Annotated in this window: 23 protein-coding genes and 1 tRNA gene; 7 read left to right on the top strand and 17 right to left on the bottom strand. The window is 50.9% G+C overall.

Annotated features, from left to right (window positions below; translation table 11 throughout):
• Window positions 1-69: 69 nt before the first annotated feature.
• Window positions 70-2,829, bottom strand: coding sequence for a TonB-dependent receptor (locus tag ACSV5M_RS15125; RefSeq protein ID WP_439177065.1), 2,760 nt, complete (start codon window positions 2,827-2,829; stop codon window positions 70-72).
• Between the two features lie 336 nt (window positions 2,830-3,165).
• On the opposite strand from ACSV5M_RS15125, the gene ACSV5M_RS15120 reads away from it, so the two are divergent.
• The 4 genes from ACSV5M_RS15120 to ACSV5M_RS15105 all read left to right on the top strand — a co-directional run bounded on the left by ACSV5M_RS15120 (window position 3,166) and on the right by ACSV5M_RS15105 (window position 7,769).
• Window positions 3,166-4,185: a GGDEF domain-containing protein gene (locus tag ACSV5M_RS15120; protein ID WP_439177064.1), complete on the top strand. Its 1,020-nt coding sequence runs from the start codon at window positions 3,166-3,168 to the stop codon at window positions 4,183-4,185.
• Between the two features lie 10 nt (window positions 4,186-4,195).
• Entirely contained in the window at window positions 4,196-5,218 is a 1,023-nt protein-coding gene (locus ACSV5M_RS15115; protein WP_439177063.1) for an AraC family transcriptional regulator ligand-binding domain-containing protein, read from the top strand.
• A 117-nt stretch (window positions 5,219-5,335) separates the two neighbouring features.
• Window positions 5,336-6,328 (top strand): Gfo/Idh/MocA family protein, encoded by a 993-nt coding sequence (locus ACSV5M_RS15110; RefSeq protein WP_439177062.1) that lies wholly within the window; start codon window positions 5,336-5,338, stop codon window positions 6,326-6,328.
• Between the two features lie 88 nt (window positions 6,329-6,416).
• Window positions 6,417-7,769: an NAD(P)/FAD-dependent oxidoreductase gene (locus ACSV5M_RS15105; protein WP_439177061.1), complete on the top strand. Its 1,353-nt coding sequence runs from the start codon at window positions 6,417-6,419 to the stop codon at window positions 7,767-7,769.
• A 34-nt stretch (window positions 7,770-7,803) separates the two neighbouring features.
• Here the strand turns inward: ACSV5M_RS15105 and ACSV5M_RS15100 are convergent, their stop codons facing one another.
• The 7 genes from ACSV5M_RS15100 to ftsH all read right to left on the bottom strand — a co-directional run bounded on the left by ACSV5M_RS15100 (window position 7,804) and on the right by ftsH (window position 14,370).
• Window positions 7,804-8,388: a tRNA-uridine aminocarboxypropyltransferase gene (locus ACSV5M_RS15100; protein ID WP_439177060.1), complete on the bottom strand. Its 585-nt coding sequence runs from the start codon at window positions 8,386-8,388 to the stop codon at window positions 7,804-7,806.
• Between the two features lie 240 nt (window positions 8,389-8,628).
• A tRNA-Leu gene (locus ACSV5M_RS15095) sits at window positions 8,629-8,713 on the bottom strand.
• A 10-nt stretch (window positions 8,714-8,723) separates the two neighbouring features.
• On the bottom strand, window positions 8,724-9,092 hold the full coding sequence (gene secG / locus ACSV5M_RS15090; protein WP_439177059.1) for a preprotein translocase subunit SecG: 369 nt from the start codon (window positions 9,090-9,092) through the stop codon (window positions 8,724-8,726).
• 66 nt (window positions 9,093-9,158) lie between these two features.
• Window positions 9,159-9,923: a triose-phosphate isomerase gene (gene tpiA / locus ACSV5M_RS15085; protein ID WP_439177058.1), complete on the bottom strand. Its 765-nt coding sequence runs from the start codon at window positions 9,921-9,923 to the stop codon at window positions 9,159-9,161.
• Window positions 9,924-10,070: 147 nt separating this feature from the next.
• Window positions 10,071-11,408 carry a phosphoglucosamine mutase gene (gene glmM, locus ACSV5M_RS15080; protein WP_439177057.1) on the bottom strand — a complete coding sequence of 446 codons (1,338 nt, stop codon included), beginning with the start codon at window positions 11,406-11,408 and terminating at the stop codon, window positions 10,071-10,073.
• Between the two features lie 89 nt (window positions 11,409-11,497).
• Window positions 11,498-12,349, bottom strand: a complete 852-nt coding sequence (folP, locus tag ACSV5M_RS15075) for a dihydropteroate synthase (protein WP_439177056.1) — start codon at window positions 12,347-12,349, stop codon at window positions 11,498-11,500.
• Between the two features lie 101 nt (window positions 12,350-12,450).
• Window positions 12,451-14,370, bottom strand: coding sequence for an ATP-dependent zinc metalloprotease FtsH (gene ftsH / locus ACSV5M_RS15070; protein WP_439177166.1), 1,920 nt, complete (start codon window positions 14,368-14,370; stop codon window positions 12,451-12,453).
• Between the two features lie 386 nt (window positions 14,371-14,756).
• Here ftsH and ACSV5M_RS15065 point away from each other — a divergent pair, with 386 nt between their 5' ends.
• Window positions 14,757-15,059 (top strand): YhbY family RNA-binding protein, encoded by a 303-nt coding sequence (locus tag ACSV5M_RS15065; RefSeq protein ID WP_439177055.1) that lies wholly within the window; start codon window positions 14,757-14,759, stop codon window positions 15,057-15,059.
• Window positions 15,060-15,105: 46 nt separating this feature from the next.
• Here the strand turns inward: ACSV5M_RS15065 and ACSV5M_RS15060 are convergent, their stop codons facing one another.
• On the bottom strand, window positions 15,106-15,999 hold the full coding sequence (locus ACSV5M_RS15060) for an AraC family transcriptional regulator N-terminal domain-containing protein (RefSeq protein ID WP_439177054.1): 894 nt from the start codon (window positions 15,997-15,999) through the stop codon (window positions 15,106-15,108).
• A gap of 176 nt (window positions 16,000-16,175) precedes the next feature.
• On the opposite strand from ACSV5M_RS15060, the gene ACSV5M_RS15055 reads away from it, so the two are divergent.
• On the top strand, window positions 16,176-16,910 hold the full coding sequence (locus ACSV5M_RS15055; protein WP_439177053.1) for an SDR family oxidoreductase: 735 nt from the start codon (window positions 16,176-16,178) through the stop codon (window positions 16,908-16,910).
• 67 nt (window positions 16,911-16,977) lie between these two features.
• Here the strand turns inward: ACSV5M_RS15055 and ssb are convergent, their stop codons facing one another.
• Window positions 16,978-17,523: a single-stranded DNA-binding protein gene (ssb, locus tag ACSV5M_RS15050; RefSeq protein ID WP_439177052.1), complete on the bottom strand. Its 546-nt coding sequence runs from the start codon at window positions 17,521-17,523 to the stop codon at window positions 16,978-16,980.
• 98 nt (window positions 17,524-17,621) lie between these two features.
• Window positions 17,622-18,983 carry an MFS transporter gene (locus ACSV5M_RS15045; RefSeq protein ID WP_439177051.1) on the bottom strand — a complete coding sequence of 454 codons (1,362 nt, stop codon included), beginning with the start codon at window positions 18,981-18,983 and terminating at the stop codon, window positions 17,622-17,624.
• A gap of 178 nt (window positions 18,984-19,161) precedes the next feature.
• Between ACSV5M_RS15045 and uvrA the strand changes: the two genes are divergently transcribed.
• Entirely contained in the window at window positions 19,162-22,056 is a 2,895-nt protein-coding gene (gene uvrA / locus ACSV5M_RS15040; protein ID WP_439177050.1) for an excinuclease ABC subunit UvrA, read from the top strand.
• Window positions 22,057-22,158: 102 nt separating this feature from the next.
• Here uvrA and rplQ read toward each other — a convergent pair whose 3' ends face one another.
• The 6 genes from rplQ to rpmJ all read right to left on the bottom strand — a co-directional run bounded on the left by rplQ (window position 22,159) and on the right by rpmJ (window position 25,460).
• Entirely contained in the window at window positions 22,159-22,551 is a 393-nt protein-coding gene (rplQ, locus tag ACSV5M_RS15035) for a 50S ribosomal protein L17 (RefSeq protein ID WP_439177049.1), read from the bottom strand.
• A gap of 85 nt (window positions 22,552-22,636) precedes the next feature.
• Entirely contained in the window at window positions 22,637-23,623 is a 987-nt protein-coding gene (locus ACSV5M_RS15030) for a DNA-directed RNA polymerase subunit alpha (protein ID WP_439177048.1), read from the bottom strand.
• Between the two features lie 26 nt (window positions 23,624-23,649).
• On the bottom strand, window positions 23,650-24,270 hold the full coding sequence (gene rpsD / locus ACSV5M_RS15025; protein WP_439177047.1) for a 30S ribosomal protein S4: 621 nt from the start codon (window positions 24,268-24,270) through the stop codon (window positions 23,650-23,652).
• 14 nt (window positions 24,271-24,284) lie between these two features.
• Entirely contained in the window at window positions 24,285-24,680 is a 396-nt protein-coding gene (rpsK, locus tag ACSV5M_RS15020; RefSeq protein WP_087466547.1) for a 30S ribosomal protein S11, read from the bottom strand.
• A 57-nt stretch (window positions 24,681-24,737) separates the two neighbouring features.
• A complete protein-coding gene (rpsM, locus tag ACSV5M_RS15015; RefSeq protein ID WP_087466548.1) occupies window positions 24,738-25,094 on the bottom strand; it encodes a 30S ribosomal protein S13 in 357 nt (118 codons plus the stop codon).
• Between the two features lie 249 nt (window positions 25,095-25,343).
• Window positions 25,344-25,460, bottom strand: a complete 117-nt coding sequence (gene rpmJ, locus ACSV5M_RS15010) for a 50S ribosomal protein L36 (RefSeq protein ID WP_039912586.1) — start codon at window positions 25,458-25,460, stop codon at window positions 25,344-25,346.
• Between the last annotated feature and the right edge of the window lie 11 nt (window positions 25,461-25,471).

Raw genomic sequence — 25,471 nt, 5'->3', positions numbered from 1 at the left:
TATTCACGCAATGACTGTTGTTCTTAAGCCTGTTAAACCTGGCGCCGCGCTCCGCGACGCCGGGATTTATCAAAAGTGCGTGAACGTAATACCCACTTTATAGGTCGGTCCGTAAGTTTCGTATTGGCTATTAAAACCCTTGTTGTTGACATAGGTGTAGTAGGACTCATCCGTCAGGTTCAGGGCTTCAAAATGTAATTTAAGCGAGTCCGTTACATAATAGCGTAGCGAAAAATCCAGTTGGGTTTGTGCATCGACATACACATCGTAACGCTCTTCCAGCGGTTCAAGTACTTCGAGCAAATAGCTTGATTTGTAATTGGCTGACAAGCGCATGCTGAGCGCCTCGGACTCGTAACCTACCATGAAATTTGCCGAGGTATCCGACTGGCTGGGCAGCGGCAAAGTGCGGCTCACCATCGCACCAGCATCTTCGTCGTAATGGCCAATATTTGCTTCAGACTCTGCAAACGTCGCATTGGCGCCAATCAATAAACCATTCCACGGGGATGGCAGCTCATCGAATTTTTTGGATGCCGATAATTCTAGACCGTAGATTTCTGCGGTATCGCCATTCACAAAAGTGACGGCTTCGTCGTAATCGGCATAGGCAGCGGTTCCCGCCAGGTCAGTTTGATATGCGAAGTTATCAATATCCTTGTAGAACACGAACGCCGAGAGCAAACTCGCTACACCGGTGTAGTGCTCGATCCCCAGATCAATATTGCTTGATTTCAGCGGCTCAAGCTCCGGATTACCAAATTCCGCCTCGTCGCCGTCGAGGAAAAAGCCCGGCGATAATTGACTGAAGTTTGGTCGAACCACGGAATTAGTCCACGCGGCACGAATCCGGGTCTGCTCACCGAGGCTGTAGCGAATGTGTAATGCAGGTAACCAATGGTCATGTGAGTTATTGAACTGTGTACCGGTCAGTTCCTCGTCGGCCAAACGAAAACCCATTGCATCAAAATCAGTTGATTCGTAACGAACACCTGTCAGTAATCGCCAGTTATTGATATCGATGCGACCCATAACATAAGCCGCACGGGTTTCCTCCGTAATATCAAAGTCACCAACACTGGATTCTTCAACATCCCGTGTTTCATCATCCACATTAAAGTCGGTGATAAAATTTTTCACGATACCAGGGTTAATCGAAGGGCCGAAGTTGCCTAATTGATAATCCACCGGTTCTCCGGCAAAGCTGTCCAGTGTAATATCAAAATCTTCCAGAACCCAGACTTCACTGTCACTGTCTTTTTCGCGCTTATTGTACTTGCCACCAAATTTAAGTTGTGCCGGATTATTACCCAGATAAATTTCGCGCGTGAAATCCAGATTGGCCGATTGGTTGGTATCATTGGTTTCACTGGAGGCGATTTCTACTTCATCCAAATCATAGTTCGATGCCTGATAAAAATCGGCCGGGGCGGATAAATCTATTTTGCGCTTCCCGTTATAGCTGACATCAGCAAAATCGCCGGTAAACAATGCAGCACCGACATGGCGCGGTTCGTCTTCACCGGATTCACTGTAGGCGACGCGGTAATCAATGATCCAGCTATCAAAACGGGTCGAGCCGCCGAGATTGGTCGAAAAGATCTTTTGCGTTTCTTCACGATCTTTTAATTCACGCTCTACCGATGCAAAACCGGCATCACCTTCTGCCAGTTCCGCATCCTCGCCATCTTCATCGGTAAACGCCACCACATTAGCCAAACGAATTTCAGAATCTGTATATTCGCTGTAAAGATTACGCCAGTATAACGAGGTGTTTTCAGTGGGATGAAAATCGATATTCAAAGTTGCACCGGAGCGTTCGCGGGTAATGCGATAATCGCGCTCTGACACTTCTTTTAATAAACCTTCACCGTCTTCAAATTCCCATTCGCCACCGGTTTCGACATTGTCGGAACCAAAGTCGCGTTTAAAGGAGCTAATGCCCGCTGCAATACCGAGATTGTCGGTACCGTCACCGACGCTGAATAAATTACTGGCCGTCAATGCCAATTTCGGGCTGGTTTCTCCGGTGTTATCGTCATAGCTGCCTTCGGCAGTTACTTGATAAAACAACCCTTCACGATCAAAAGCCGACAGACTTTGTACCTCAATACTGCCACCCAAAGAGTTGGCATCCATATCCGGCGTCAAGGTTTTGGTAACGATCAGGTTTTCCAATAAATCGGAAGGAATCACATCCAGCGCAACGGCACGGCGATCACTGTCTGGCGACGGCACATTCACGCCATTGATGGTAACCGCGTTAAAATCCGGACCAAGTCCGCGCACCCGTACATAGCGGCCTTCACCCTGATCACGCTCAATGGATAAACCCGGTAAACGCTGAAGCGCTTCCGAGACGTTGGTGTCGGGGAACTGGCCAATCGCATCCGCCGACACAGCGGTAATAATATTATCCGCAGTACGTTGGCGATTTAATGCCTTGTTGATACCAGCCGCCTGGCCGATAACAATAATGTTTTCAATATCGGTATTGGCTGGCGCGATGGAAAAATCAGCTACCGTGGTTTTGTTGTCCTCAACAACCAGGGTACGGCGAATACTTTTAGCACCGATGTAATTCACCACCAAGGTGTAGGTGCCGGGCTGGATACCAGCAAAAACAAAGCGCCCATCGCGCTGGCTTAAGGTTTGGAGATTTAATTCCTCCACGCGAATCTGTCCGCCCTGCAAGGAGACATCTTTCGCCGATGCCGTCAATCGGCCCTCTATACGACCGTCTGCGTGGGCGATACCCACCATCCCCAGGCTGGCAACTGCCATAGCCAGGAGGGTCGGGCGAAACGAATATATTTTTGGTGCGTTCACAAATCTGCTCCCCATAGATAACTGTGTATGCGTTTGACGAAGACCGTTGAAACGGATGACGCCACGCTAGGGAAGCGATATGACATTCGGATGACGGTAGCTCATAGCTGTTAGCCATTCACGCCTTGAGTGGGGTGCTATGGGGGTTTCGTTGGCACGAATTGAGCTGATATGCCTCTTGAAAAAATCACGGACTGATTTTCCAATCCTTTAACGGCAATCCCGGAGAAAGTTTTTCTATGCGATTACCGGGAAGCCACTAAAAAAATGGCGGCCGGAGGCGGCAGGAAGAAAAAACCATAAAAAAGCGTTGAGCTTATTTGCCTGCTCCACGCCATGTTTTGGGCACACATCGTTTTTCCCTTCGCTGTCATCAAGTTGTCACAACACACTGTTAAAGCTGCGCAACATCGTTATAACGCCAATTGGGAACAGCCGATGCTCGCACTGCATAAATGGAAAATCCTGTTAATCCTTATTGTCGCCAATCTGTTATTGCTCGCCTGCCTGGGTACGGGTGACATCAAATATTGGCGCGAGATCAATTGGTTCGACATTCTCGGGGAAGGCGGGGTTTCACTCTTGTCGCTGGTCTGGTTATTGTTGATTCTTCACAGCCGGCCGGCAGGACGGGTGACCAACTTTTTTGTATTGGGGTTGGCCGGCATATTCCTGGCCAGTTTCCAGGACGCGCTGGATGAAATCATCCAGATCCCGGACAGTGTCAGCTTTGACCAGTGGGTGGAATCCGGTTTAATGCCCGTGGGCTTACTGTTGCTGACCTATGGCATTTTCCATTGGCATAAAGAGCAGCTGCATATCAATGAACATTTGCGCAAACGTGAGCGACTGTTTCGTGAACATCTCATCCAGGACCCGGTTACACACCTGGGCAGCGCAGAATATCTGCGTCGACAATTACGTATGGAGCTGCTCCAGCATCACCAGCAACAGCAACCCTTATCATTGTTGTTGCTGGACGTAGATAATTTCGCCCATATCAATCGCCGCTACGGTACGGATGAAGGTGATCGCCTGTTGCACGAATTGGCAGAATTGCTTTTGTTAAACCTGCGCCGCTGCGACCTGTTGTGTCGCTACGCCGGAGATCGTTTTGCCATTGTATTACCCAATACCGGCGAGACCATGGCACAAATGATCGCGCAGGAACTGGCTAACGCCGTGCGTCATTTTGCGTTTAAAACCAGCCGCCAGGGCGAGAGCGTATTTCACTCCGTCAGCATCGGCGTCGCCCTCGCGCTGGATGATTCAGCGGAACACTTGCTGGCGCGCGCAAACCAGGCGTTGTTGCATGCGAAGGAAAAGCAGGAACGCGATATCTTTCTCGCCGCATGAGTCTTGCACCATGAAACCCTGGTATGAACGAGACACGCATTGCATCCTGGCTCACCAGCAACCGGCGACCTTGATCGATATGGCGATCAAGCGTGGCATCGACAGCCATAAATTATTGCGCGGGACCGGTTTTTTTTATGAGGATATCCTGGCGGGCAATCTACAGATTGCGCCCTGCCAATATTATCAACTGATCAGTAATGCCCGCCGTTTGCTACCCGGTGACGACATCAGTTTTTTATTGGGCCATCGACTGCTGCCCGGTCATTGCGGTGCAGCCAGCGCAGCGCTGTCGAATGCACGGGATCTTCAGCAGGCGTTGGAATTATTGCTGCGTTATCGCTTGTTACTGACACCCTTGATTGCACCACGCCTGCATTACGATGCCGACTTTTTGTATGTGTATTGGCAGGACACCTGTGGCGCAAGCGGTGAGTGGCCGTTCCTCACGGAGATGATGACCACAGCGCTCACCTCCCTGAGCCGATGGTTAAGCGATCAACATCTACCTTGGCGGTGCTATTTCTCCCATCAACAGCCGCGTTACATTGAACAGTATCAGGTGCATCTGGGCGAGCAATTGACCTTCAACAGTCATATGGATGCCATGGTGATCGCCCGGGAATACCTGCATATACCCTGGATCAATGCCTCACCCAGCGCAGCGATCGTCGCGCAACGCGAAGCGGATGCGCAGCTAACCGCGATGGGATTCGAAGGGGGATTTCTGGAGCGCATTTACGCACACCTGTTGCACAACATCCAACGCCCCACCAACCTCGACCAGGTGGCCGCCGATTTTGCCATGAGCAGCGCCACCCTCAAGCGCAAACTGAGCAAGCATCACAGTCACTTCCAGGCCCAATACGACCTTGTACGCAAATGCCTCGCACTTTACCTGATCAACCGCCAGGGCTGGAGCAATGAGCAGGTCGCCAGCTATCTCCATTTTCATGACGCCAATAACCTGCGGCGCGCCTTCAAGCGCTGGACTGGCGTCACACCGGCTATGCTGAAAATATTCACGCCCTGACCGCCGTACTTTACAACGCGCAGCCGCTGAATTACCTTGCAGATCTCGCCGAGCTGATTATCGGCAACCGCTATGACCAGTCTTTACTGGCCCACCCGCTTTTATCAGTGAGATCACATGCAAAAATTACGCTGGGGCGTGCTCAGCACGGCCAAAATCGGACGCACCAAAGTCATCCCTGCCATCCAGACCTCCCTTCACGGCGACGTGGTCGCCATCTGTTCCCGCGACGCTGAGAGTGCGCAACGGGTTGCCGATGAATTGGGCATCGCCCGCGCGCACAGCAGCTACGAAGCACTGCTGGCCGATCCCGAGGTAGACGCGATCTACAACCCCCTGCCCAACCACCTGCATGTGCCTTGGTCAATTAAAGCCCTGGAAGCGGGTAAACATGTGTTATGTGAAAAACCTCTGGGCCTGAATACAGCAGACGTACAACCCCTGCTGGACGCCGCGCAACGTTACCCGCACTTAAAAGTCATGGAAGCGTTTATGTACCGCTTTCATCCGCAGTGGGATAAGGCCCATGACCTGGTGACCACTGGCAGCATCGGCCAGGTACGCAGCATTCATTCCCATTTTTCCTACAATAATCGCGAGCCGGAAAATATTCGCAACAGCGCGGCCATGGGTGGCGGCGCCTTAATGGATATCGGTTGTTATTGCATTTCGCTGTCGCGTTATCTGTTTGATGGCGAGCCATTACGGGTAATGGGGCACATCATGCCTTATCCGGGTTATGAGGTAGATTGCTTTGTCTCCGGCATCATGGAATTTGCAGACGGCACCGCCACGTTTACCGCCTCGACCAAAATTGAAGGGAACCAATATATGGAGGCCAGCGGCGAAAATGGCAGCGTGTTTATTCCTGTTCCATTCAGCCCAGTTGCGGATACCACCACGAAGATGATCATCAAGCGCGACCAACAGCACGAAGAAATTGAGCTGGCGCCGTGCGATCACTACCGCAATATGGCGGACGCTTTTGCTGAAAGTGTTTTCTCTCAACAACCTGTTCCCACACCCTTGAGCGACGCCCTGGCAAATATGAAGATCATCGACGCCATCTTCGCCAGCGCCGCCAAGCAAAGCTGGGTCAACCTGGATTAGCGCGCTACGCTTACAATAATCAATAACGTGAAGATAGTTTGCTTGGGTTTTTTACCATTTTCATTATCGGTATCAAGAGGTAAACCACGTGGATAGCAATGATTCTGCAAGCAACGATCTAACCAGACATGAGACTCCCCCCAATCGGACACCCAAAATTGTTGTAGTCGGTGGCGGTGCCGGTGGGCTGGAATTGGCCACCAAACTGGGGCGCAAACTCGGCAAAAAGAAAAAAGCGGACATCGTCCTGATCGACCGCAGCACGACCCATTTGTGGAAACCCTTACTGCATGAACTGGCCGTCGGCACCATGGATGAAGGCGTCGACGCAGTAAGTTATCGCGGCCACGCTATCGCTAACTATTTCCACTTTCGCGTTGGCAATATGACCGGTATTGATCGTGAAGCGCGGCAGGTTATCCTGGCACCCATGCGCGATGAAGACGGAATAGAATTTCTTCCTTCCACACGCATTAACTACGACTACCTGATCATCGCACTCGGCTCCGTCTCCAATGATTTTAATACCCCCGGCGTCAAGCAGCATTGCATCTTCCTCGACAGCCCCACCCAGGCGCACCGTTTTCGCAATAAATTACTCAATGCGTTTTTACGTATCCAGCGCTTGCCGGAAAACCACGATAACGTGCGTATCGCTATCGTCGGTGGCGGTGCTACCGGTGTGGAATTATCCGCAGAACTTCATCATGCCGTAGCGGAATTCCACAACTATGGCTTTAGTGCCGTTTCCAACGAACAGTTAAAAGTCACGCTGGTTGAAGCTGGCCCAAGAATTTTGCCCGCCCTGCCCGAAAGAATTTCCACCGCAGCCCATAAGGAGTTAATCAGCATCGGGGTAGACGTAAAGCTTAATACCACCATCACCGCCGCTACCGGCCACAGCCTGGAGACCAAAGAAGGCGAAAGCATCGAAGCCGATTTATTTGTATGGGCAGCCGGCATTAAGGTGCCCGACTTCATGAAAGATATCGGCGGATTGGAAACCAACCGGATTAACCAGCTCCATGTAAATGAATTCCTGCAAACTACGCGAGATCCGAACATCTTTGCTATCGGTGATTGCGCGCAATTTACTCAACCCGATGGCAAACGGGTGCCACCCCGTGCACAGGCAGCACACCAGATGGCCAGCACCTGTTACAAAAACCTGGTGGCATTGCTCAACAATAAGCCGCTGCAAGTGTATGTTTACCGGGATCACGGCTCGCTGATTTCGCTATCCAACTATTCAACCGTCGGTAATTTGATGGGCAACTTGAGCAGCGGAAGCTTATTCATTGAAGGGCATCTGGCACGGTTTGTTTATGTATCGCTTTACCGGATGCACCAGGTGGCGATTCATGGATTTATTAAAACCGGGTTGGTGATGTTGGCCAACCGGATCAACCGCTGGTTGAGACCCCGATTGAAATTACATTGATGAAAAAAACTATTTGTCGCGTATAACAAGGACGTTATTCAGCTATACGATCCATCTGCTGTTTATTCGCCAGCCGTTGATGCACTTCTCCAACCACCGGAGCATAACAACCGCGGGTTGCCAGATAATGCAGATTAAATAGCGCAAAATAATCCAGCAGGGTTTCACTTTGTCGCGATTCACCCGCCACCTGCAAGCACAAGGCGGCCGCCTCGACCGTCGACAGATAATTGTCCTGATGAGACTTTCTCACAGCGTAACCGCGCAATAAGGTCTCCGGCAAACGCAACACCGGCATCTTGTCCAGCCAGCGGCTTAAATGAAACATCCTGCTGCTCTGCTTCCAGGTCCCATCCAACAAAATGAATGTCGGCGATTTATCGCTCACCGGCACCGTCGAATAAACCGCCCTCGTTTCACTTTCCGCTGACGGATAAATAATAAAACATTGTCGCTGTGGATCATTGAGCAAGCACAGCAACTCGGCATCCGGCTCGGTACGGCTCCAGGCAAAGACGTGGGTATTGTCCGGAAAGATATCCGCAATCAGGCGACCGGTATTGGTGGGCTTAAAAACTTCGTCGCGATGCATCAACAACACAAAATCGCACCCGGACATCGACTGCGGACGCCACTGACAAAGGCAAGCAAAATTTGCTAACTGACAGAACTCGCACCGCACCACCGATTTTCCTCGCGCGTTGAAATTGCGCGAAGATTCCAAGAGGCACTGATGGCGAAGTTGCTCGTATTTGTTCATGGAAATCACTGTTACTTTTGCCTTCGTCCGCTGACAGAACGACAGGCACAAAAAAGCCCCGATTAACGGGGCTTTTTCGGTGAGTCATTCTCACATGTATGGTACCCAAGGCCGGACTCGAACCGGCACAGCTTGCGCCACTACCACCTCAAGGTAGCGTGTCTACCAATTCCACCACTTGGGCTTTAAAACGTTTACTCTTCAGAGTCCGGTACAGCAGGTACATCACTGGTCGCGGCGGGCGTTGTTTCTTCAACCGTCGGAACATCTGATTGCGGTACTACCTGTTGGTTTTCCATCGGTACCGGAATGCCATCTACAGCAACGGATGTACTGTTTTTGGCGATAATGGCCAAACCGAAACTGGTGCAGAAAAATATTGTGGCCAGAATCGCTGTAGCACGTGTAAAAAAGCTGCTGCCGCCCTGACTACCAAACACTGTCTGCGAGGCACCGGCCCCGAATGAGGCTCCGGCTGCAGCGCCTTTACCTTGTTGCAGCAGAATAAAGGCAATGATAGCCAATGCTGTCAACACGTGAATAACAAGAATAATTTTTTCCATTGTTATGCTCTCTGGTTGAACAACTGATACTAAAACCCGATGTTCAGTTGCTGTATCTAGCAGGTCTTATATATCCGCTGCTCGACAAATACTTAAAAATTCTTCGGCATCCAATGAAGCCCCGCCGAGCAAGGCACCATCAATATCCGTCATGGTGAAAAGCTGGGCTGCATTATTGGCCTTTACACTGCCACCATACAAAATGCGCACCCGCTGCCCCACATCACCTAAAAGCTCACGAATAAAATGATGAACTTCCTGCGCTTGTTGCGGGGTTGCCGTCTTACCTGTACCTACTGCCCATACCGGCTCATAAGCTACTACGGCATGTTCGAATGCATCGCACCCGACACTTTCAACAACAGCATTGAGTTGTCGATGAATAACAGCCAACGCCTGACCGGTTTCACGCTGCTCCAGCGATTCCCCGACACACAGTATCGGGACCAATTGTTCGCGCTGTACGGCAACGAACTTTTGCGCCACCTGAGTATCTGATTCCTGCTGCATCCGCCGGCGTTCGTTATGACCAACAATCACGTAACGACACTGCCAGTCCGCCAGCATCCGGGCAGATACTTCACCCGTGTATGCACCACTCTCATACTCACTCACACTCTGCGCACCCAACACGATGCTTGATGAGGCGAGCAATTCCAATGTGTGCTGAAAGTAGGGGAAGGGTGGACAAACTGCAACATCAGCGTTGTGCTTACCCTGCCAACCGGCTACCACTTTGGCTAACAGTTCAGCGTTGGTGCGCTGGTTGCCATTCATTTTCCAGTTGCCTACAACCAACTGGCGACGCTTGGTGTTATTTGCCTTGTTCAAGCAATACCTCCCCCAAAGCGGGCGCTAATGGTAGCTAAGATGGGTTGAACATACAATCCCATTTTTAACGGCCATGCCCAACTTTCTATCAGTTTATGGCTGAGTCATCGGGTTTGTTGCCGATTCAAACCCGTCTTCTTTTGAAGCTTAGTTCAAAACAGTCTCAACCACCGAAGCCAATTCCTGAGCCAACTCTTTGACCTGATTTTTATTTTGCCCTTCTACCATGACCCGCACTACCGGCTCCGTGCCGGAGGGCCGCAACAAGACTCTGCCGGTACCTGCCAGTTTGGCCTCAATTTGGGCAACAGCATTTTGAATTGTTGGATCGCCATTAACATCGATGCGCTTGGCCATATGCACATTGATCATGGTTTGCGGCAACTTCTGCATGCCCTTCTTGGCTTTATGAAGGGGAACACCCAGGGTCGTAATCGCCAGCAGCACTTGTAACGCCGAAATAATTCCGTCACCCGTAGTGGTTACATTGCTGCAAACAATATGGCCGGAGTTCTCACCGCCCAAAGACCACCCTTTATCACGCATCATCTCAATCACATAACGGTCACCCACCTTGGCGCGACCGAAAGGAACACCCAATTCCTTTAACCCTAATTCAAAGCCGAAGTTGCTCATCAAGGTGCCAGCAACCCCCTCACAACCGCCGCCGTATTGCTGCTGATGGGCGGCTATGATGTAAAGCAATTCATCGCCATCGACCAATTCACCTTTGTGATCAACAAATATCACCCGATCGCCATCGCCATCGAATGCGATGCCAAGATCAGCACCTACTTCGACAACATGCTCTTGCAATGCTTCCGGTTTGGTAGACCCGCAGCTGCGGTTGATATTGGTTCCGTTAGGTTCGACAAACAGCGGTACCACTTTAGCGCCCAACTCGGTAAAAACGCTGGGTGCAATGTTGTATGTAGCGCCATGGGCGCAATCCAGAACAATCTGGAGCCCTTGTAAGCTGAAACCCCAGGGCATAGTACCTTTACAGAATTCGATGTAACGACCAGAGGCATCAGTAATGCGTCGCGCCTTACCCAAGCGCTCAGCAGTTATCATCGGTTTTTCCAACTGTTCTTCGATCAGCAGCTCAATATCGTCCGGTAATTTGGTGCCATTGCCGCTGAAAAACTTGATGCCATTATCAACATAGCTGTTATGGGAAGCGCTGATGACGATACCGGCCTGGGCTTGAAACGTACGGGTCAGGTAGGCCACCCCAGGCGTGGGCATGGGCCCCAGCAAACCGACATCCACACCCGCGTTGATAAGTCCCGCCTGAAGGGCTGATTCGAACATGTAGCCGGAGATGCGCGTATCCTTACCAATCAGGATCATATTCGGCCCTGCAAAGCGATCCATCAACACACATCCCGCCGCCCACCCCAGTTTAAGCATGAAGTCAGGAGTAATCGGGAATTCACCAACCAGACCACGAATGCCGTCGGTGCCAAAATATTTGCGCGTCATAGATACCAGACTCCGTTCACCTTTGATATTCAATAAATGCGATGTAGTAGAAAGTGGGGCAGCATTTTACGCAATGCGGCCAGTTTTTTTCAGTTATTTTTTATGTTATTGACGGCGGCCATGACATTAAGCGCATCCACCGTTGCCGCAACATCGTGAACACGAATGATGGCTGCACCGCGTTCCGCAGCCGCTAACGCCAGAGCAAGGCTTCCCGGCAACCGCTCATGGACGTCACGATTGAGCAGCGCAGCTAGCATGGATTTGCGAGATAAGCCTACCAACAGGGGATAACCCAGCGCCTGCAACTCAGCCAGGCGCGCCAACAGGGTGAGGTTGTGATTCAGCGTCTTTCCAAAACCAAATCCGGGGTCAAGGATGATATTGCGAGCGGATATACCTGCCGCGAGACAAGCCTCTGCGCGAGCCTGCAGAAAATTCCTCACCTCGGTCATGACGTCCTCATACACCGGGCGCTGCTGCATATTACCCGGCTCACCCTGCATGTGCATGAGGCAGACGGGTAAACCGGATGCGGCCGCTGCCGCCAGTGCACCCTCTCGCCGCAGGGCGCGTACATCATTGATGATCCCGGCCCCGACTGTACTCGATTCGCGCATAACAGCGGCCGTACTGGTATCAACCGAAACGATAGCGCCCAGCTCTTTTACAAGGGCTTCCACCACCGGCACCACACGATCCAGCTCTTCCTGCTCCGATACCGGTTGGGCACCAGGCCTGGTTGACTCCCCGCCCACATCAATGATTTGCGCACCCTCAGCCAACATTTGTGCCGCTTTACGCACGGCTAGATCCACGATCAGATGATTTTCCCGGTAAAAACTTCCACCATCCGAGAATGAATCTGGGGTGGCATTCAAAATACCCATAACGACAGGGCGGGTTAAATCGAGCAGCCTGGAGCCACAATGGAGTTGCATCTTGTACCTCGAAAAGCAAAGCGGGTGAGGAGCTCTATGTTCATGCCATAAAAAAACAACCCCGAGCAAGCCCGGGGTTGTTTTCGATCTCTATAACGCGATTAGTGATCTTTAGCTGGTCCACCAATGGGGCCGGCAGGATTCTCGTCGGAATTCTTCTTGCCATCACCCGCAGCGTCTTTGGGACGCAGATGTCCGTTGAAATCGTCATCGTGCCAATCACGCGGCGGACGCACCTTGCGACGGGCCATCAAATCATCGACCTGTTCTGAGTCGATTGTCTCATACTCCATCAAGGCATCTTTCATCGCCTCCAGAATGTCGCGATTATCCTCAAGGATTTTTTCTGCGCGGGTATAGCACTCATCAATGATGCGGCGAACCTCCTCATCAATTAGCTTGGATGTCTCATCAGAATACTGCTGTGAAGACATACCGGGATATGCCCCCTCATCCTCACCATAATGAAGCGGGCCTAATTTGGTCGAAAGCCCCCACTTGGTCACCATACGACGCGCCAGATCGGTAGCACGCTCGATGTCATTTGATGCACCGGTAGTAATGCCATCAAAACCCAAGGTCATTTCTTCCGCGATACGACCGCCAAACAACGTACAGATGCTCGACTCAAGTGAGCGCTTACTCATGCTGTACTTGTCAGCTTCCGGCAGGAATTGGGTCACCCCCAGAGCTCGACCGCGTGGAATAATCGTTACCTTATGAACCGGATCATGTTCCGGTACCAGGCGCGCAACAATGGCATGCCCGGCTTCGTGGTAAGCGGTGTTTTCCTTCTCTTTCTCACTCATCACCATGGTACGACGCTCAGCGCCCATCATGATTTTGTCGCGTGCCTTTTCAAAATCTTCCATTGTGACGAGACGCTTGTTACCGCGCGCAGCGAAAAGCGCCGCCTCGTTAACCAGGTTGGCCAGGTCCGCACCGGAGAAACCGGGAGTACCACGTGCGATAACCGAGGCGCTGACGCGTTCATCAATCGGCACTTTGCGCATATGGACTTTCAGGATCTGCTCCCGACCACGGATATCCGGCAAGCCAACGAACACCTGACGATCGAAGCGGCCTGGACGTAACAGAGCACGATCCAATACATCAGCACGGTTGGTCGCAGCGATGATGATGACACCATCATTGCCTTCGAAGCCGTCCATCTCCACCAGCAACTGGTTCAGGGTTTGTTCGCGCTCGTCATGGCCACCGCCATGACCGCCGCCACGGTGCCGGCCTACTGCGTCGATCTCGTCGATAAAGATAATACAAGGCGCCTGCTTCTTGGCTTGATCAAACATGTCACGCACGCGGGATGCACCCACACCAACAAACATCTCCACAAAGTCAGAACCGGAGATTGAGAAGAAAGGCACTTTTGCTTCACCGGCAATGGCTTTTGCTAACAGCGTCTTACCCGTTCCCGGAGGGCCGACCATCAACACGCCGCGCGGGATCTTGCCGCCCAGGCGCTGGAATTTCGAGGGATCGCGAAGGTATTCAACCAGTTCCTGGACTTCTTCTTTCGCTTCGTCCACGCCAGCCACATCGGCAAAGCTGGTCTTGATCTGATCTTCACCCAACAGACGAGCCTTACTTTTACCAAAGCTCATAGGCCCGCCACGGCCACCTCCACCACCTTGCATCTGGCGCATAAAGAACAGGAATACGGCAATAATAATCAGAATGGGGAAACTGGCTACCAACAGTTGGTGCCAGAGACTGGGTTGTTCGACCTCGCGGCCTTTCACAGCGACATTGTGATTTAACAGGTCGTCAATCAGCTTCGGGTCCTGGACCTGGGGACGGATTGTTTTAAAGGGGCTGTTATTGGTGTACAAGCCCTCAATGGTCAACCCATCAATCGTGACCTCTCGAACACGATTATCCTTTACGGCAAGGATAAATTCGGAGTAGCTCAGGCTCTCGTTGCTGGAGGTCTTGTTGAAATTCTCAAACACGCTGAATAGCACTACAGCGATGACCAGCCACAAAATCAGGTTTTTTGTCATATCGTTCAAGGATGCATCCTCAGTCGCACATCAAAAATTTTCGCGTTCTTGTGTATCAGTATAGTGCGGAAGATCGGCAGACACACCTTATAGAAAGACTGTGATTTGCAGAATTCCGGGTCAATTAACAATAAATTACACAATGTTCCGGCGTGGTTTTCTTCTCTTGAATCTTCAAAAGACTTGCCAAAGGTTTTGGCCATTGTCCAACCAATTGGTTCATCTCTTCTCACGTGGGCGCTTATGACTCTGCCGCTTGCTCATAGTGGGGGCCATCATGTGCATTACAAGGCCACGCAAAGACAAGCTTATCTCATTAACGCTGGCGATGGTTCCTGAGCTACAATAACCCGCTTTTTCTATCCCGATCTTCAGAAGGTAATTGTATGTCCATCAGCGCCGACCGCAAGAAACAACTTCGCACCATTGGTCATCAGCTCAATCCGATTGTGACAGTGGCTGGCAATGGTCTGAGTGAAGGCGTACTACAAGAACTTAATCGCGCCTTGGATGATCACGAATTAATTAAAGTTAAGCTTGCCATTACTGACCGTGAAGAGCGCAAGGACATCGTGGCACAGCTGCAGACTTTGCCTCATGTTGAACTCATCCAGGAAATAGGCAAAATAGTTTTACTCTATCGCGCTAATAAAAAAGCCAATCCAAAGCTCTCAAATCTTCACCGCTAAGCCTGCTTGTCTCTGCTGCCATAGATAGATTAAGAAGCAGGCGGCGTCAGGTTCGCGCGCGAATACTCTCAATATCGCGCACCGGCGGCGCACCAAACATCCTCGAATATTCCCGGCTGAACTGCGACGGACTTTCATAGCCGACGCGGTAGGCCGCATTGGATGCATCGACCGCTTCTGCCAACATCATCCGCCGCGCTTCGAGCAGGCGTAGGCGCTTCTGATATTGCAGGGGGCTCATGGCAGTAACTTCCTTGAAATGCGCATGAAATGAGGATGGGCTCATGTTCGCCAGATCAATCATTTGGGCGATCCCGATAGTCTTGTCAAAATTGCGTTTCAGGAATTCAATCACCTGCGAGATGCGCTGCATATTGCCGCCACGGGCCGCCATCTGCACCACGCGCTGACCATAAGGGCCTTTCAATAGTCGGTAATAAATTTCGCGCCGGATCATCGGAGCAAGGAATGAGATATCTTCTGTACTCTCCAGCAATTGGACGAGACGCAAGACGGCGTATTCCAAAGTAATGTCTGTTTCGCCCACAAAGAGGGCCCGCGTGCTGAAAGCAGGCATACCAATGCATTCACTCACCTCGGGAATAAGCTCGCTAACATCCTGCAAATTAAGATCAATCTGCAGGCTGAGATAAGGCTTTTGGTCGCTGGCTTGAATCACCTGGCCGGTTACCGGCAAATCCACCGAGACCATCAGGAACTGTGACGGACTGTAGCGATAGACCTCCTCTCCCAGCAATACCTCTTTCGCGCCCTGCACAATCAAACAGATAGAGGGTTCATACACTACCGGGATCTTCATACTCGGCACAGCCGCCTTGATACATTTCAAACCGGGTACGGCAGAGAGATGAATCCCATCTCCCTTGGAGAATTTGTCAATCAGCCGAATCAACTCTGCTTGCCGCCACTTATCCGTCATATCAGTTTTCTCAAGCTAGTAAGTGATGTTGAGATTACAAATCCCTGCAATAGAAATAAATGCTTCCCGAGCATTATCGGAGAATTAGGCAAACCTTATGGAGAACCATGCATTAACGAATCACACCACAAGCCCTACTCTGACTCCACCAATTAACACACCCCCAGGAGTCATCCATGAAACATGTTCAAGATAAAGTCATTGTTATAACTGGTGCCAGCAGCGGAATCGGTGAAGCAAGCGCCCGCTTACTGGCAGAGCACGGAGCCAAGGTGGTATTAGGTGCACGTCGCACCGATAAACTGGAGCAGATTGCAGCCGATATCCGTCACCACGGCGGACAAGCCACCTATATGGCGGTCGATGTGGCAGATCTGGATGCGGTGAAAAAACTGATGAGCTTCGCGCAGCAAACCTTCGGTCGAGTAGACGTTATCTTCAACAACGCTGGTATTATGCCGCTCTCTCCCATGAGCGAGCTAAAAGTTGAGGAATGGAACCGCATGATCGATATTAATATCCGCGGCGTCCTCAATGGTATCGCAGCAGGCCTACCTATCATGCAAGCGCAGGGCAAAGGCCATTTCATTAATACAGCCTCCATTGGGGCTCATGTGGTCGTCCCCACTGCAGCGGTTTACTGCGCAACTAAATATGCGGTATGGGCTATCTCAGAAGGACTGCGCCAGGAATCGAAAGACATTCGCGTGACGACCCTGTGCCCCGGCGTGGTGGAGACTGAATTGGGCCACGACATCACCGATGAAGCAACCAAAGGCCAGCTCAAGGAGTGGCGCAAAGCATCACTAACACCGGATGCTATTGCGCAGGCGGTACTCTACGCCGTATCACAACCCGACAGCGTCGATGTGAATGAACTTATCGTGCGCCCAACGGTAAGCGCGTTCTAGCAATAGAGGTGATACTCTCCACATACAAAAAAGCCCTGCCTAGCAGGGCTTTTTCACTGAAGATCAGTTAAAACGGGATGTCATCATCAAAACTGTCGAAACCGGCCGGCGGCTGCTGGGGCGCATTGCCCTGACCCGCTGCAGCATAACCACCCTGGTTACCGTATTGGGGCGCTGCCTGCGGGCCACTCGCGGCGGGTTTGGGCTGGTTGAAGTTTTGGCCCTGATTATAGCCTTGGCCGTAATCGCCACCCATACTGCTGCCGCTATTGTCGCCACGGCTATCAAGCATCTGCATCTCGTTGGCAACAATTTCGGTGGTATATCTGTCTGTACCGTCCTGGGCCTGCCATTTGCGCGTGCGCAGTGAGCCTTCTATGTATACCTTGCTGCCCTTGCGCAAGTACTCTCCTGCAATCTCACCCAAGCGATTAAAGAATACAACTCTGTGCCACTCGGTGCGCTCCTGGGGTTGTCCGGTATTTTTATCTTTCCAGGTTTCCGATGTCGCGACACTGATGTTGGTCACTGCTCCGCCAGAGGGCATATATTTGACTTCCGGGTCCTGACCCACATTACCAATCAGAATAACTTTATTGATTCCACGAGCCATGAAACTTCTCCTCTTGATTTATCGTGTATTCGCCGACGGCGACATTTGCCCTATTAATTTGGCTGCAACTCTATCATCCACAGCCGCTAAAACGCCATTCAAATCTGGTTTTCCACTATGCCTGTCAGTGCCTGCCGATCCACCAAACGCGGGTCCACTTTAAGGTATACCGTGTTTTCCGAGGCGACGACCAACACTTCAGCAACCCCGTGCACTGCACGCAATTTCTCGGAGATTACCTGTGGGTCATGATCCCTTAGTGGAATGAGTACGCTGGCAAGGAAACGGGGTGGGCGCATGGACCACGTCACAATCAACCAAACCAGACCAACCAAAGCCGCCATAGAAAGGACAGCCATCATCCCCCAGTGCTGCAACACCCAGCCGCCGATAGCACCGCCTGCAAATACGCCCAATACCTGACTGGTAGCATAAATGCCGGTGGCGGTACCCTTGGAGCCCGCCGGCGCTATCTTGCTGACCATGGATGGCAAGGTCGCTTCAAGCAGATTAAACGCAGCAAAAAAAAGAAAAATAGCTAACAACGTCAAAGGCAGATTGGGAGGCACGCGCATTAGCATAAGCTCCATCAACACCAGCAATGCAACAGCTCCCAAAAAAACCGGTTTTATTTTTCGACGTTTCTCCGCAACGATGATAAATGGCAACATGACAACAAACGCTGCTGCCAGAAGAGGAAAATAGAGCAGACCGTGATAATTACGCGCAACATTCAATTGCTGCTCAAGAATCAAAGGCAACACCATGAAGTTGGCCATCAATACAAAATGCAATGAAAAAATCCCGACGTTCAACCGTAACAGATCAGGATTTCTAAAGGTCCGCCACAATAAAGCCGGTACTGCGCCTGCTTCCCGCTGACGCCGCCGGGTCGCTACGACCGGCACAGCTTTGAACAGGATGACCATGCCGACCACGCCCAAAACAGCCGTCAGCCAAAAAATACTGGACACACCTGCCCATGCCGCCATCAACGGGCCGACAGTCAATGCAATTGAAAAGGAGACACCAATGGATGCGCCAATGGTCGCCATGGCTTTGGTGCGATTTTCCTCTGATGTCAGATCAGTCAGCAATGCCATGACTGCTGCTGAGATAGCGCCGCCGCCCTGAAGGAAACGACCAATGATTAATTCGATCACCGTGTCAGCCTGAGCCGCTATCAGACTACCCAGGATGAAGATGATCAAACCGGCAAAAATGACCGGTTTACGGCCGATACGATCCGATAGGACACCAAAGGGAATTTGTAACAGCGCCTGACTAAAGCCGTAAGCTCCCAAAGCCAGCCCCAGCAGGAACGGCGTGCTACCGCTGTAGTCAGAGCTGTGCAGCGCCAGCACCGGCAGCAGCATAAACAAACCAAACATACGGAATGAATAAAGTGCAGCCAGGGAGATAACGACGCGACGCTCAAAGGGAACCGGAGTTATTTGCACAGATATGATGCCCAAAGAAAAGAGGCGATTCTAACAAGAGCGGTGAGTGAGAGGCCAGCCAAATACACGATTCCCAACCTCTTCCACAGAAACGCCTCTCCTGACAACTTTTGACAAGCGATTTCCGTATAATTGAGCGCTTTGTCTTTCTTTCACCAGCGCAGATGTAAGGTGGTTAATGGATACGATTATCGTAAGGGGTGCCCGCACCCACAATCTCAAGAACATTGATCTGGATATACCGCGCGACAAGCTGGTGGTCATCACCGGCCCCTCCGGCTCAGGAAAATCCTCCCTCGCATTTGACACACTCTACGCGGAAGGCCAACGCCGCTATGTCGAGTCGTTGTCTACGTATGCGCGTCAATTTTTATCCATGATGGAAAAGCCCGATGTCGACCATGTGGAAGGATTGAGCCCGGCAATTTCCATTGAGCAAAAATCGACTTCACATAACCCTCGGTCCACCGTCGGAACCATCACGGAAATCTATGACTACCTGCGCCTGCTTTACGCGCGCGTCGGTGAGCCTCGCTGCCCTATTCATGGAGAACCCCTTGCCGCACAAACCGTCAGTGAAATGGTGGATACCGTCTGCGCATTACCTGAAGGCACAAAATTGATGCTGTTGGCACCCGTTGTGCGGGACCGGAAAGGCGAACACCTCCATATCCTGGAACAATTGAAACGCGATGGATTTATCCGCGCGCGCATTAATGGTCTGTTGGTAGACCTCGATGATGCCCCCAAGCTGGATAAAAAGAAAAAACATAATATCGATGTGGTGGTAGATCGCTTCAAAGTGCGCGACGATCTCAAGCTACGTCTTGCCGAATCCTTTGAAACCGCATTAAACCTGTCCGAGGGTATTGCCAGCATCAGCTACATGGACGGTGAAGAACCTGATCGGTTATTTTCCTCCAAACACGCTTGCCCCATTTGCGATTACAGTTTAAGCGAACTTGAGCCGCGACTATTTTCATTTAACAACCCGGCCGGCGCCTGCCCGACATGCGACGGGCTGGGGGTTAAGCAATATTTTGATGAAGACAAGGTCGTACAGTTTCCTGAAGCCTCCTTATCAGAGGGCGCGATACGCGGCTGGGATAAACGCAACGTATACTACTTTCATATGCTGGCTTCGCTGGCTGAGCACTATGGGTTTGACGTTGATACGCCGTGGAAAAAACTCCGCCAAAAGCAGCGCGACGCAGTGCTTTACGGGTCGGGCAACGACGTTGTTGCATTTAACTATGTCAATGATCGTGGCGACATTTACAAGCGAAGCCATATATTTGAAGGCGTTCTACCGAATATGGAACGCCGTTATCGCGACACCGAATCGCAAATGGTGCGCGAAGAGCTGGCAAAGTTTTTATCAACCCACCATTGCCCCGATTGCGAGGGCACGCGCTTGAGAGTAGAGGCTCGCCACGTCTTCGTTGATGAGCGGACCTTACCGCAAATCACGGAACTACCTGTCGCCGATGCGTACACGTACTTCCAACAATTAAAATTCAGCGGACGCAAAGCCGGTATCGCCGACAAGATTTTGAAAGAATTGCGCGATCGGTTCCGCTTTCTGGTTGACGTGGGCTTGAACTATCTAACACTTAATCGCAGCGCAGAAACCTTATCCGGGGGCGAGGCCCAGCGCATTCGGCTTGCCAGCCAGATCGGTGCCGGGCTGGTCGGCGTCATGTATATCCTTGATGAACCCTCCATAGGTCTGCATCAGCGTGATAATGAGCGGCTGCTTAAAACACTGACACATTTGCGCGACCTCGGAAACACAGTGATTGTTGTTGAGCACGATGAAGATGCGATTCGCCAGGCCGACCATGTTATTGATATCGGACCCGGCGCCGGGGTGCATGGCGGTCAGGTGATTGCCCAAGGCGATGTAAAAAAAATCATGGCCAACAAAGACTCGATCACCGGCCAATACCTGAGTGGCAGGCGCGAAATCGCCATACCGGAACAACGTCACCCATTCAATTCGGAACAGGTTTTGAAGCTGATCGGTGCCAGCGGCAACAACTTACAGGATGTCACCGTCGAGATTCCTGTTGGCTTGATGACATGCGTGACGGGTGTTTCAGGTTCCGGCAAATCAACATTGATTAATGCCACGCTCCACCCCTTGGCCTCGACAGCACTTAACGGCGCGAGCACTCTGAAAGCGGCCCCTTACAAAGCCGTCGAAGGATTGGAATTATTCGACAAGTGCGTCGATATTGATCAAAGCCCCATTGGAAGAACACCGCGCTCCAATCCTGCTACCTATACCGGCATCTTTACTCCGGTCCGCGACCTGTTTGCCGGCACACAAGAGGCGCGCTCACGCGGCTACCAACCCGGACGTTTCAGTTTTAACGTTAAAGGCGGACGTTGCGAAGCCTGCCAGGGCGACGGTGTAACCAAAGTAGAAATGCACTTTCTGCCCGATGTTTACGTTCCCTGCGATGTCTGCAAAGGGAAACGCTACAATCGTGAGACACTGGAGGTTAAATACAAAGGCAAGAATATTCACGAAGTCCTGGAGATGACGGTAGAAGATGCTCACGCTTTCTTCGAGGCAATCCCGGCGGTTGAGAAGAAATTAAAAACGCTGATTGATGTGGGGCTCTCTTACATTCGCCTGGGACAGGCCGCGACCACGTTGTCGGGAGGTGAGGCACAGCGCGTGAAATTAGCTAAAGAACTGTCGAAACGCGATACCGGAAAAACACTTTACATTCTCGATGAACCGACGACCGGCCTACATTTCTACGACATCCAACAACTGCTGAATGTCTTGCATCGGCTGCGTGATCATGGGAATACCATTGTGGTAATCGAGCACAATCTGGATGTAATTAAAACAGCGGATTGGATCATTGACCTTGGCCCCGAAGGCGGCAGCGGCGGCGGTCAAATTATCGCTACCGGCACACCTGAAGATGTCGCCAAACAAAAAGACTCCCATACCGGCAGATTCTTGAAGCCCATGCTGCAATCAGCAAAGATACGCAATCAATCAACTAAGAAAGTCAGCCCCAAAAAAGTCACCAGCGCGACAAAGAAAAAGTAACTACAGATAGATTTGCCAGGGAAGGCTTGATCACCAATGATTAAAAACAAAAAAGCCAGGCACTCGCCTGGCTTTTTTGTTTAGTTCGCTTTCAGCTTGTAATTACTCAGCTTCTACCGCTGTCTCAACTGACTGAACAGGACGATCAACCAGCTCAACATAAGCCATAGGCGCCTTGTCACCAGCGCGAAAACCACATTTCAAAATACGAATGTAGCCGCCGGGACGATTTTGGTAACGAGGACCGAGGTTGCTGAATAACTTACCTACAGCTTCTTTACTTTGCAGACGGCTAAAAGCCAGACGACGATTAGCAACGCTGTCTACTTTAGCCAAAGTAATTAACGGCTCCGCTACACGACGCAGTTCTTTAGCCTTTGGCAAGGTAGTTTTAATCAACTCATGCTCAACCAGAGACGCAGTCATATTGCGAAACATGGCTTTACGATGAGAGGCGTTACGATTTAACTGACGGCCACTAAGACGATGACGCATGATACAAACCCTTCAAAATGGATTGCTTAATTGCAATCTCGTTAACCGCCCGCACCGAAGAGAGTTAACGGGCGAACTAATAATGTTAGTCGTTTCTCAAGCTGGCGGGCGGCCAGTTTTCCAAACGCATACCGAGAGATAGTCCGCGTGAAGCCAACACATCTTTGATCTCGGTCAGTGATTTCTTACCCAGGTTCGGAGTCTTTAATAGCTCGACTTCGGTGCGCTGAATCAAATCACCAATGTAGTAAATATTCTCGGCTTTCAGACAGTTAGCTGAACGAACGGTCAGTTCAAGATCATCTACCGGACGCAACAGAACAGGATCAATCGCCTCTTCTTTTTGCTCCGGTGCTGATTGTTTCTCACCCTCCAGATCAACAAACACCGCCAACTGTTGCTGAAGAATAGTCGCTGCGCGACGAATAGCTTCTTCAGGATCGATAGTGCCATTGGTTTCCAGATCAAGCACCAGCTTGTCAAGGTCGGTGCGTTGTTCTACCCGAGCACTTTCAACACTGTATGCCAGACGTCTAACCGGACTGAAAGAAGCATCCAATTGCAGGCGACCAATCGCGCGACTTTCGTCGTCATCGCGACGACGACTGTCTGCCGGTTGGTAACCACGGCCACGAGCTATTGTCAGACGCATCTTCAGCTCAGTATTGCCAGTAATGTTGGCAATAATATGATCCGGATTTTTAATTTCCACATCATGATCAAGCTGAATATCAGCTGCCGTAACAACGCCGGGGCCTTTCTTACTTAATGTAAGAACCGCTTGGTCCTTACCATGCATTACAACAGCAACGCCTTTCAGGTTAAGCAGGATTTCAATCACGTCTTCCCGCACACCCTCTATGTCGCTGTACTCATGCAAAACACCTTCAATCTCAGCTTCAACAATGGCACAACCAGCCATAGAGGACAGCAGGATGCGACGCAGCGCATTGCCAAGGGTATGTCCGAAGCCGCGCTCCAAAGGTTCCAACACCACGCGCGCATGGGTTGAACTGATCTCTGAAACATCGATATGACGCGGGGTCAAAAATTCGTTTACTGCAGTCTGCATAGCCACACCTGTTAGCGGTTTGTCCCTTACTTAGAGTAAAGCTCTATGATGAGGTTCTCGTTAATATCAGCTGGCAAATCGCTGCGATCAGGAACGCGCTTGAAAACACCTTCTTTCTTGTCGAAATTAACATCAACCCACTCAACATGACTGCGTTGAGTAGCAATGTTAATAGCGTTTTGGATGCGCAATTGCTTTTTCGCTTTCTCACGAACCGCAACAACATCGCCTTCAGCAACCTGGTAAGACGCAATATTCACAGTCTTGCCATTTACGCTGATAGCTTTGTGGGAAACGAGCTGACGGGATTCTGCGCGTGTAGCACCGAAGCCCATACGATAAACCACGTTATCCAAGCGAGATTCCAGCAATTTCAGCAGGTTCTCACCGCTGGCGCCTTTACGGCGTGCAGCTTCTTTGTAATAACTACGGAATTGCTTTTCCAGCACACCGTAAATACGACGTACTTTTTGCTTTTCACGCAACTGAACGCCATAGTCAGAAAGGCGACCACGACGTTGGCCATGCTGGCCGGGTGCTGTTTCAATCTTGCACTTGGAATCCAGCGCGCGCGCACCGCTCTTCAGAAAGAGATCAGTACCTTCGCGGCGGGACAATTTACAAGTAGGTCCAATATAACGTGCCATTTTCTAAATCCCCCTTAAACGCGACGTTTCTTCGGCGGACGACAGCCGTTGTGAGGAATCGGCGTTACGTCAGTGATGTTGGTAATTTTGTAACCAACATTGTTCAGTGCGCGAACTGCTGATTCGCGACCTGGGCCAGGGCCTTTCACTTCAACGTCGAGGTTCTTCAAGCCGTATTCTTTTGCGGCTTCACCGGCGCGTTCTGCTGCGACCTGGGCAGCAAAAGGAGTACTTTTACGTGAGCCACGGAAACCTGAACCACCTGAGGTAGCCCATGACAGGGTATTACCCTGACGGTCTGTGATAGTCACAATAGTGTTGTTAAAAGAAGCGTGGATATGGGCTACCCCATCTACCACCGTCTTTTTAACTTTCTTTTTCGTTGCGGTTTTATTACCTGGCTTCGCCATAGCAATCTCTTCCTAACCTGTTGTTACCGTACTTGAATGACAAACGTAAGCGATCAATTATTTCTTGATTGGCTTACGCGGACCTTTGCGGGTACGAGCGTTGGTTTTTGTACGCTGACCACGAAGCGGCAAACTACGACGATGACGCAAGCCACGGTAGCATCCCAAGTCCATGAGGCGTTTGATGTTCATAGATATAACACGACGCAAGTCACCTTCAACGGTGCGCTTGGCCACCTCGTTACGGATCGCATCCATCTGCTCTTCTGAGAGCGTGGAGATCTTTACATCTTCTGCGATACCAGTAGCAGCACAAATCTGCTTAGCTGTGGTACGGCCAATCCCGTAGACATAGGTCAGAGAGATAACCGCGTGTTTATTATCTGGTATGTTTACACCAGCAATACGGGCCATTCAAATTACTCCAGTAACACGTAAATTGTGTAGCGTTGACAGTAGCCACGCCATCCAGCATTCCAAAAAGGCGCGAAAGGATAGCGATAAAGCCACTTGAAATCAATAGCCTGACGAATTTTTCATCAAACGACAGTCAACGCCCCCATAATAGCTATTTGTCGAATAACCCTCACCCCAAAACAACACGCAGGTGGCGAGTGTAGCTCCACCTGCGTATGCATCAGAACAAGCTTATTCTAAAGCTATTTAACCTTGACGCTGCTTATGACGCGGCTCAACGTTGCAGATAACCCGCAGAACACCGTTGCGACGCACCATTTTACAGTTACGACAAATCTTTTTAACAGAAGCACGAACTTTCATGATCCAACCCT

This window comes from Cellvibrio sp. ARAG 10.3, from assembly GCF_051846955.1.
Lineage (GTDB): Bacteria > Pseudomonadota > Gammaproteobacteria > Pseudomonadales > Cellvibrionaceae > Cellvibrio.
Note: the sequence above shows the minus strand (reverse complement) of the source record. Positions and strands in the feature narration are given on the sequence as shown.

Bases quoted from the DNA above. Each gene is read 5' to 3' on its own strand.
- ACSV5M_RS15060 (WP_439177054.1), bottom strand. From the start codon at position 15,999: ATGACGGATAAGTGGCGGCAAGCAGAGTTGATTCGGCTGATTGACAAA.
- secG (WP_439177059.1), bottom strand. From the start codon at position 9,092: ATGGAAAAAATTATTCTTGTTATTCACGTGTTGACAGCATTGGCTATC.
- ACSV5M_RS15115 (WP_439177063.1), top strand. From the start codon at position 4,196: ATGAAACCCTGGTATGAACGAGACACGCATTGCATCCTGGCTCACCAG.
- ACSV5M_RS15030 (WP_439177048.1), bottom strand. From the start codon at position 23,623: ATGCAGACTGCAGTAAACGAATTTTTGACCCCGCGTCATATCGATGTT.
- ftsH (WP_439177166.1), bottom strand. From the start codon at position 14,370: ATGACAAAAAACCTGATTTTGTGGCTGGTCATCGCTGTAGTGCTATTC.
- ACSV5M_RS15100 (WP_439177060.1), bottom strand. From the start codon at position 8,388: ATGTCCGGGTGCGATTTTGTGTTGTTGATGCATCGCGACGAAGTTTTT.
- rplQ (WP_439177049.1), bottom strand. From the start codon at position 22,551: ATGCGTCATCGTCTTAGTGGCCGTCAGTTAAATCGTAACGCCTCTCAT.
- ACSV5M_RS15065 (WP_439177055.1), top strand. From the start codon at position 14,757: ATGTCCATCAGCGCCGACCGCAAGAAACAACTTCGCACCATTGGTCAT.
- folP (WP_439177056.1), bottom strand. From the start codon at position 12,349: ATGCAACTCCATTGTGGCTCCAGGCTGCTCGATTTAACCCGCCCTGTC.
- ACSV5M_RS15120 (WP_439177064.1), top strand. From the start codon at position 3,166: ATGTTTTGGGCACACATCGTTTTTCCCTTCGCTGTCATCAAGTTGTCA.
- ACSV5M_RS15055 (WP_439177053.1), top strand. From the start codon at position 16,176: ATGAAACATGTTCAAGATAAAGTCATTGTTATAACTGGTGCCAGCAGC.
- glmM (WP_439177057.1), bottom strand. From the start codon at position 11,408: ATGACGCGCAAATATTTTGGCACCGACGGCATTCGTGGTCTGGTTGGT.
- uvrA (WP_439177050.1), top strand. From the start codon at position 19,162: ATGGATACGATTATCGTAAGGGGTGCCCGCACCCACAATCTCAAGAAC.
- rpsD (WP_439177047.1), bottom strand. From the start codon at position 24,270: ATGGCACGTTATATTGGACCTACTTGTAAATTGTCCCGCCGCGAAGGT.
- ssb (WP_439177052.1), bottom strand. From the start codon at position 17,523: ATGGCTCGTGGAATCAATAAAGTTATTCTGATTGGTAATGTGGGTCAG.
- rpsK (WP_087466547.1), bottom strand. From the start codon at position 24,680: ATGGCGAAGCCAGGTAATAAAACCGCAACGAAAAAGAAAGTTAAAAAG.
- rpmJ (WP_039912586.1), bottom strand. From the start codon at position 25,460: ATGAAAGTTCGTGCTTCTGTTAAAAAGATTTGTCGTAACTGTAAAATG.
- rpsM (WP_087466548.1), bottom strand. From the start codon at position 25,094: ATGGCCCGTATTGCTGGTGTAAACATACCAGATAATAAACACGCGGTT.
- ACSV5M_RS15110 (WP_439177062.1), top strand. From the start codon at position 5,336: ATGCAAAAATTACGCTGGGGCGTGCTCAGCACGGCCAAAATCGGACGC.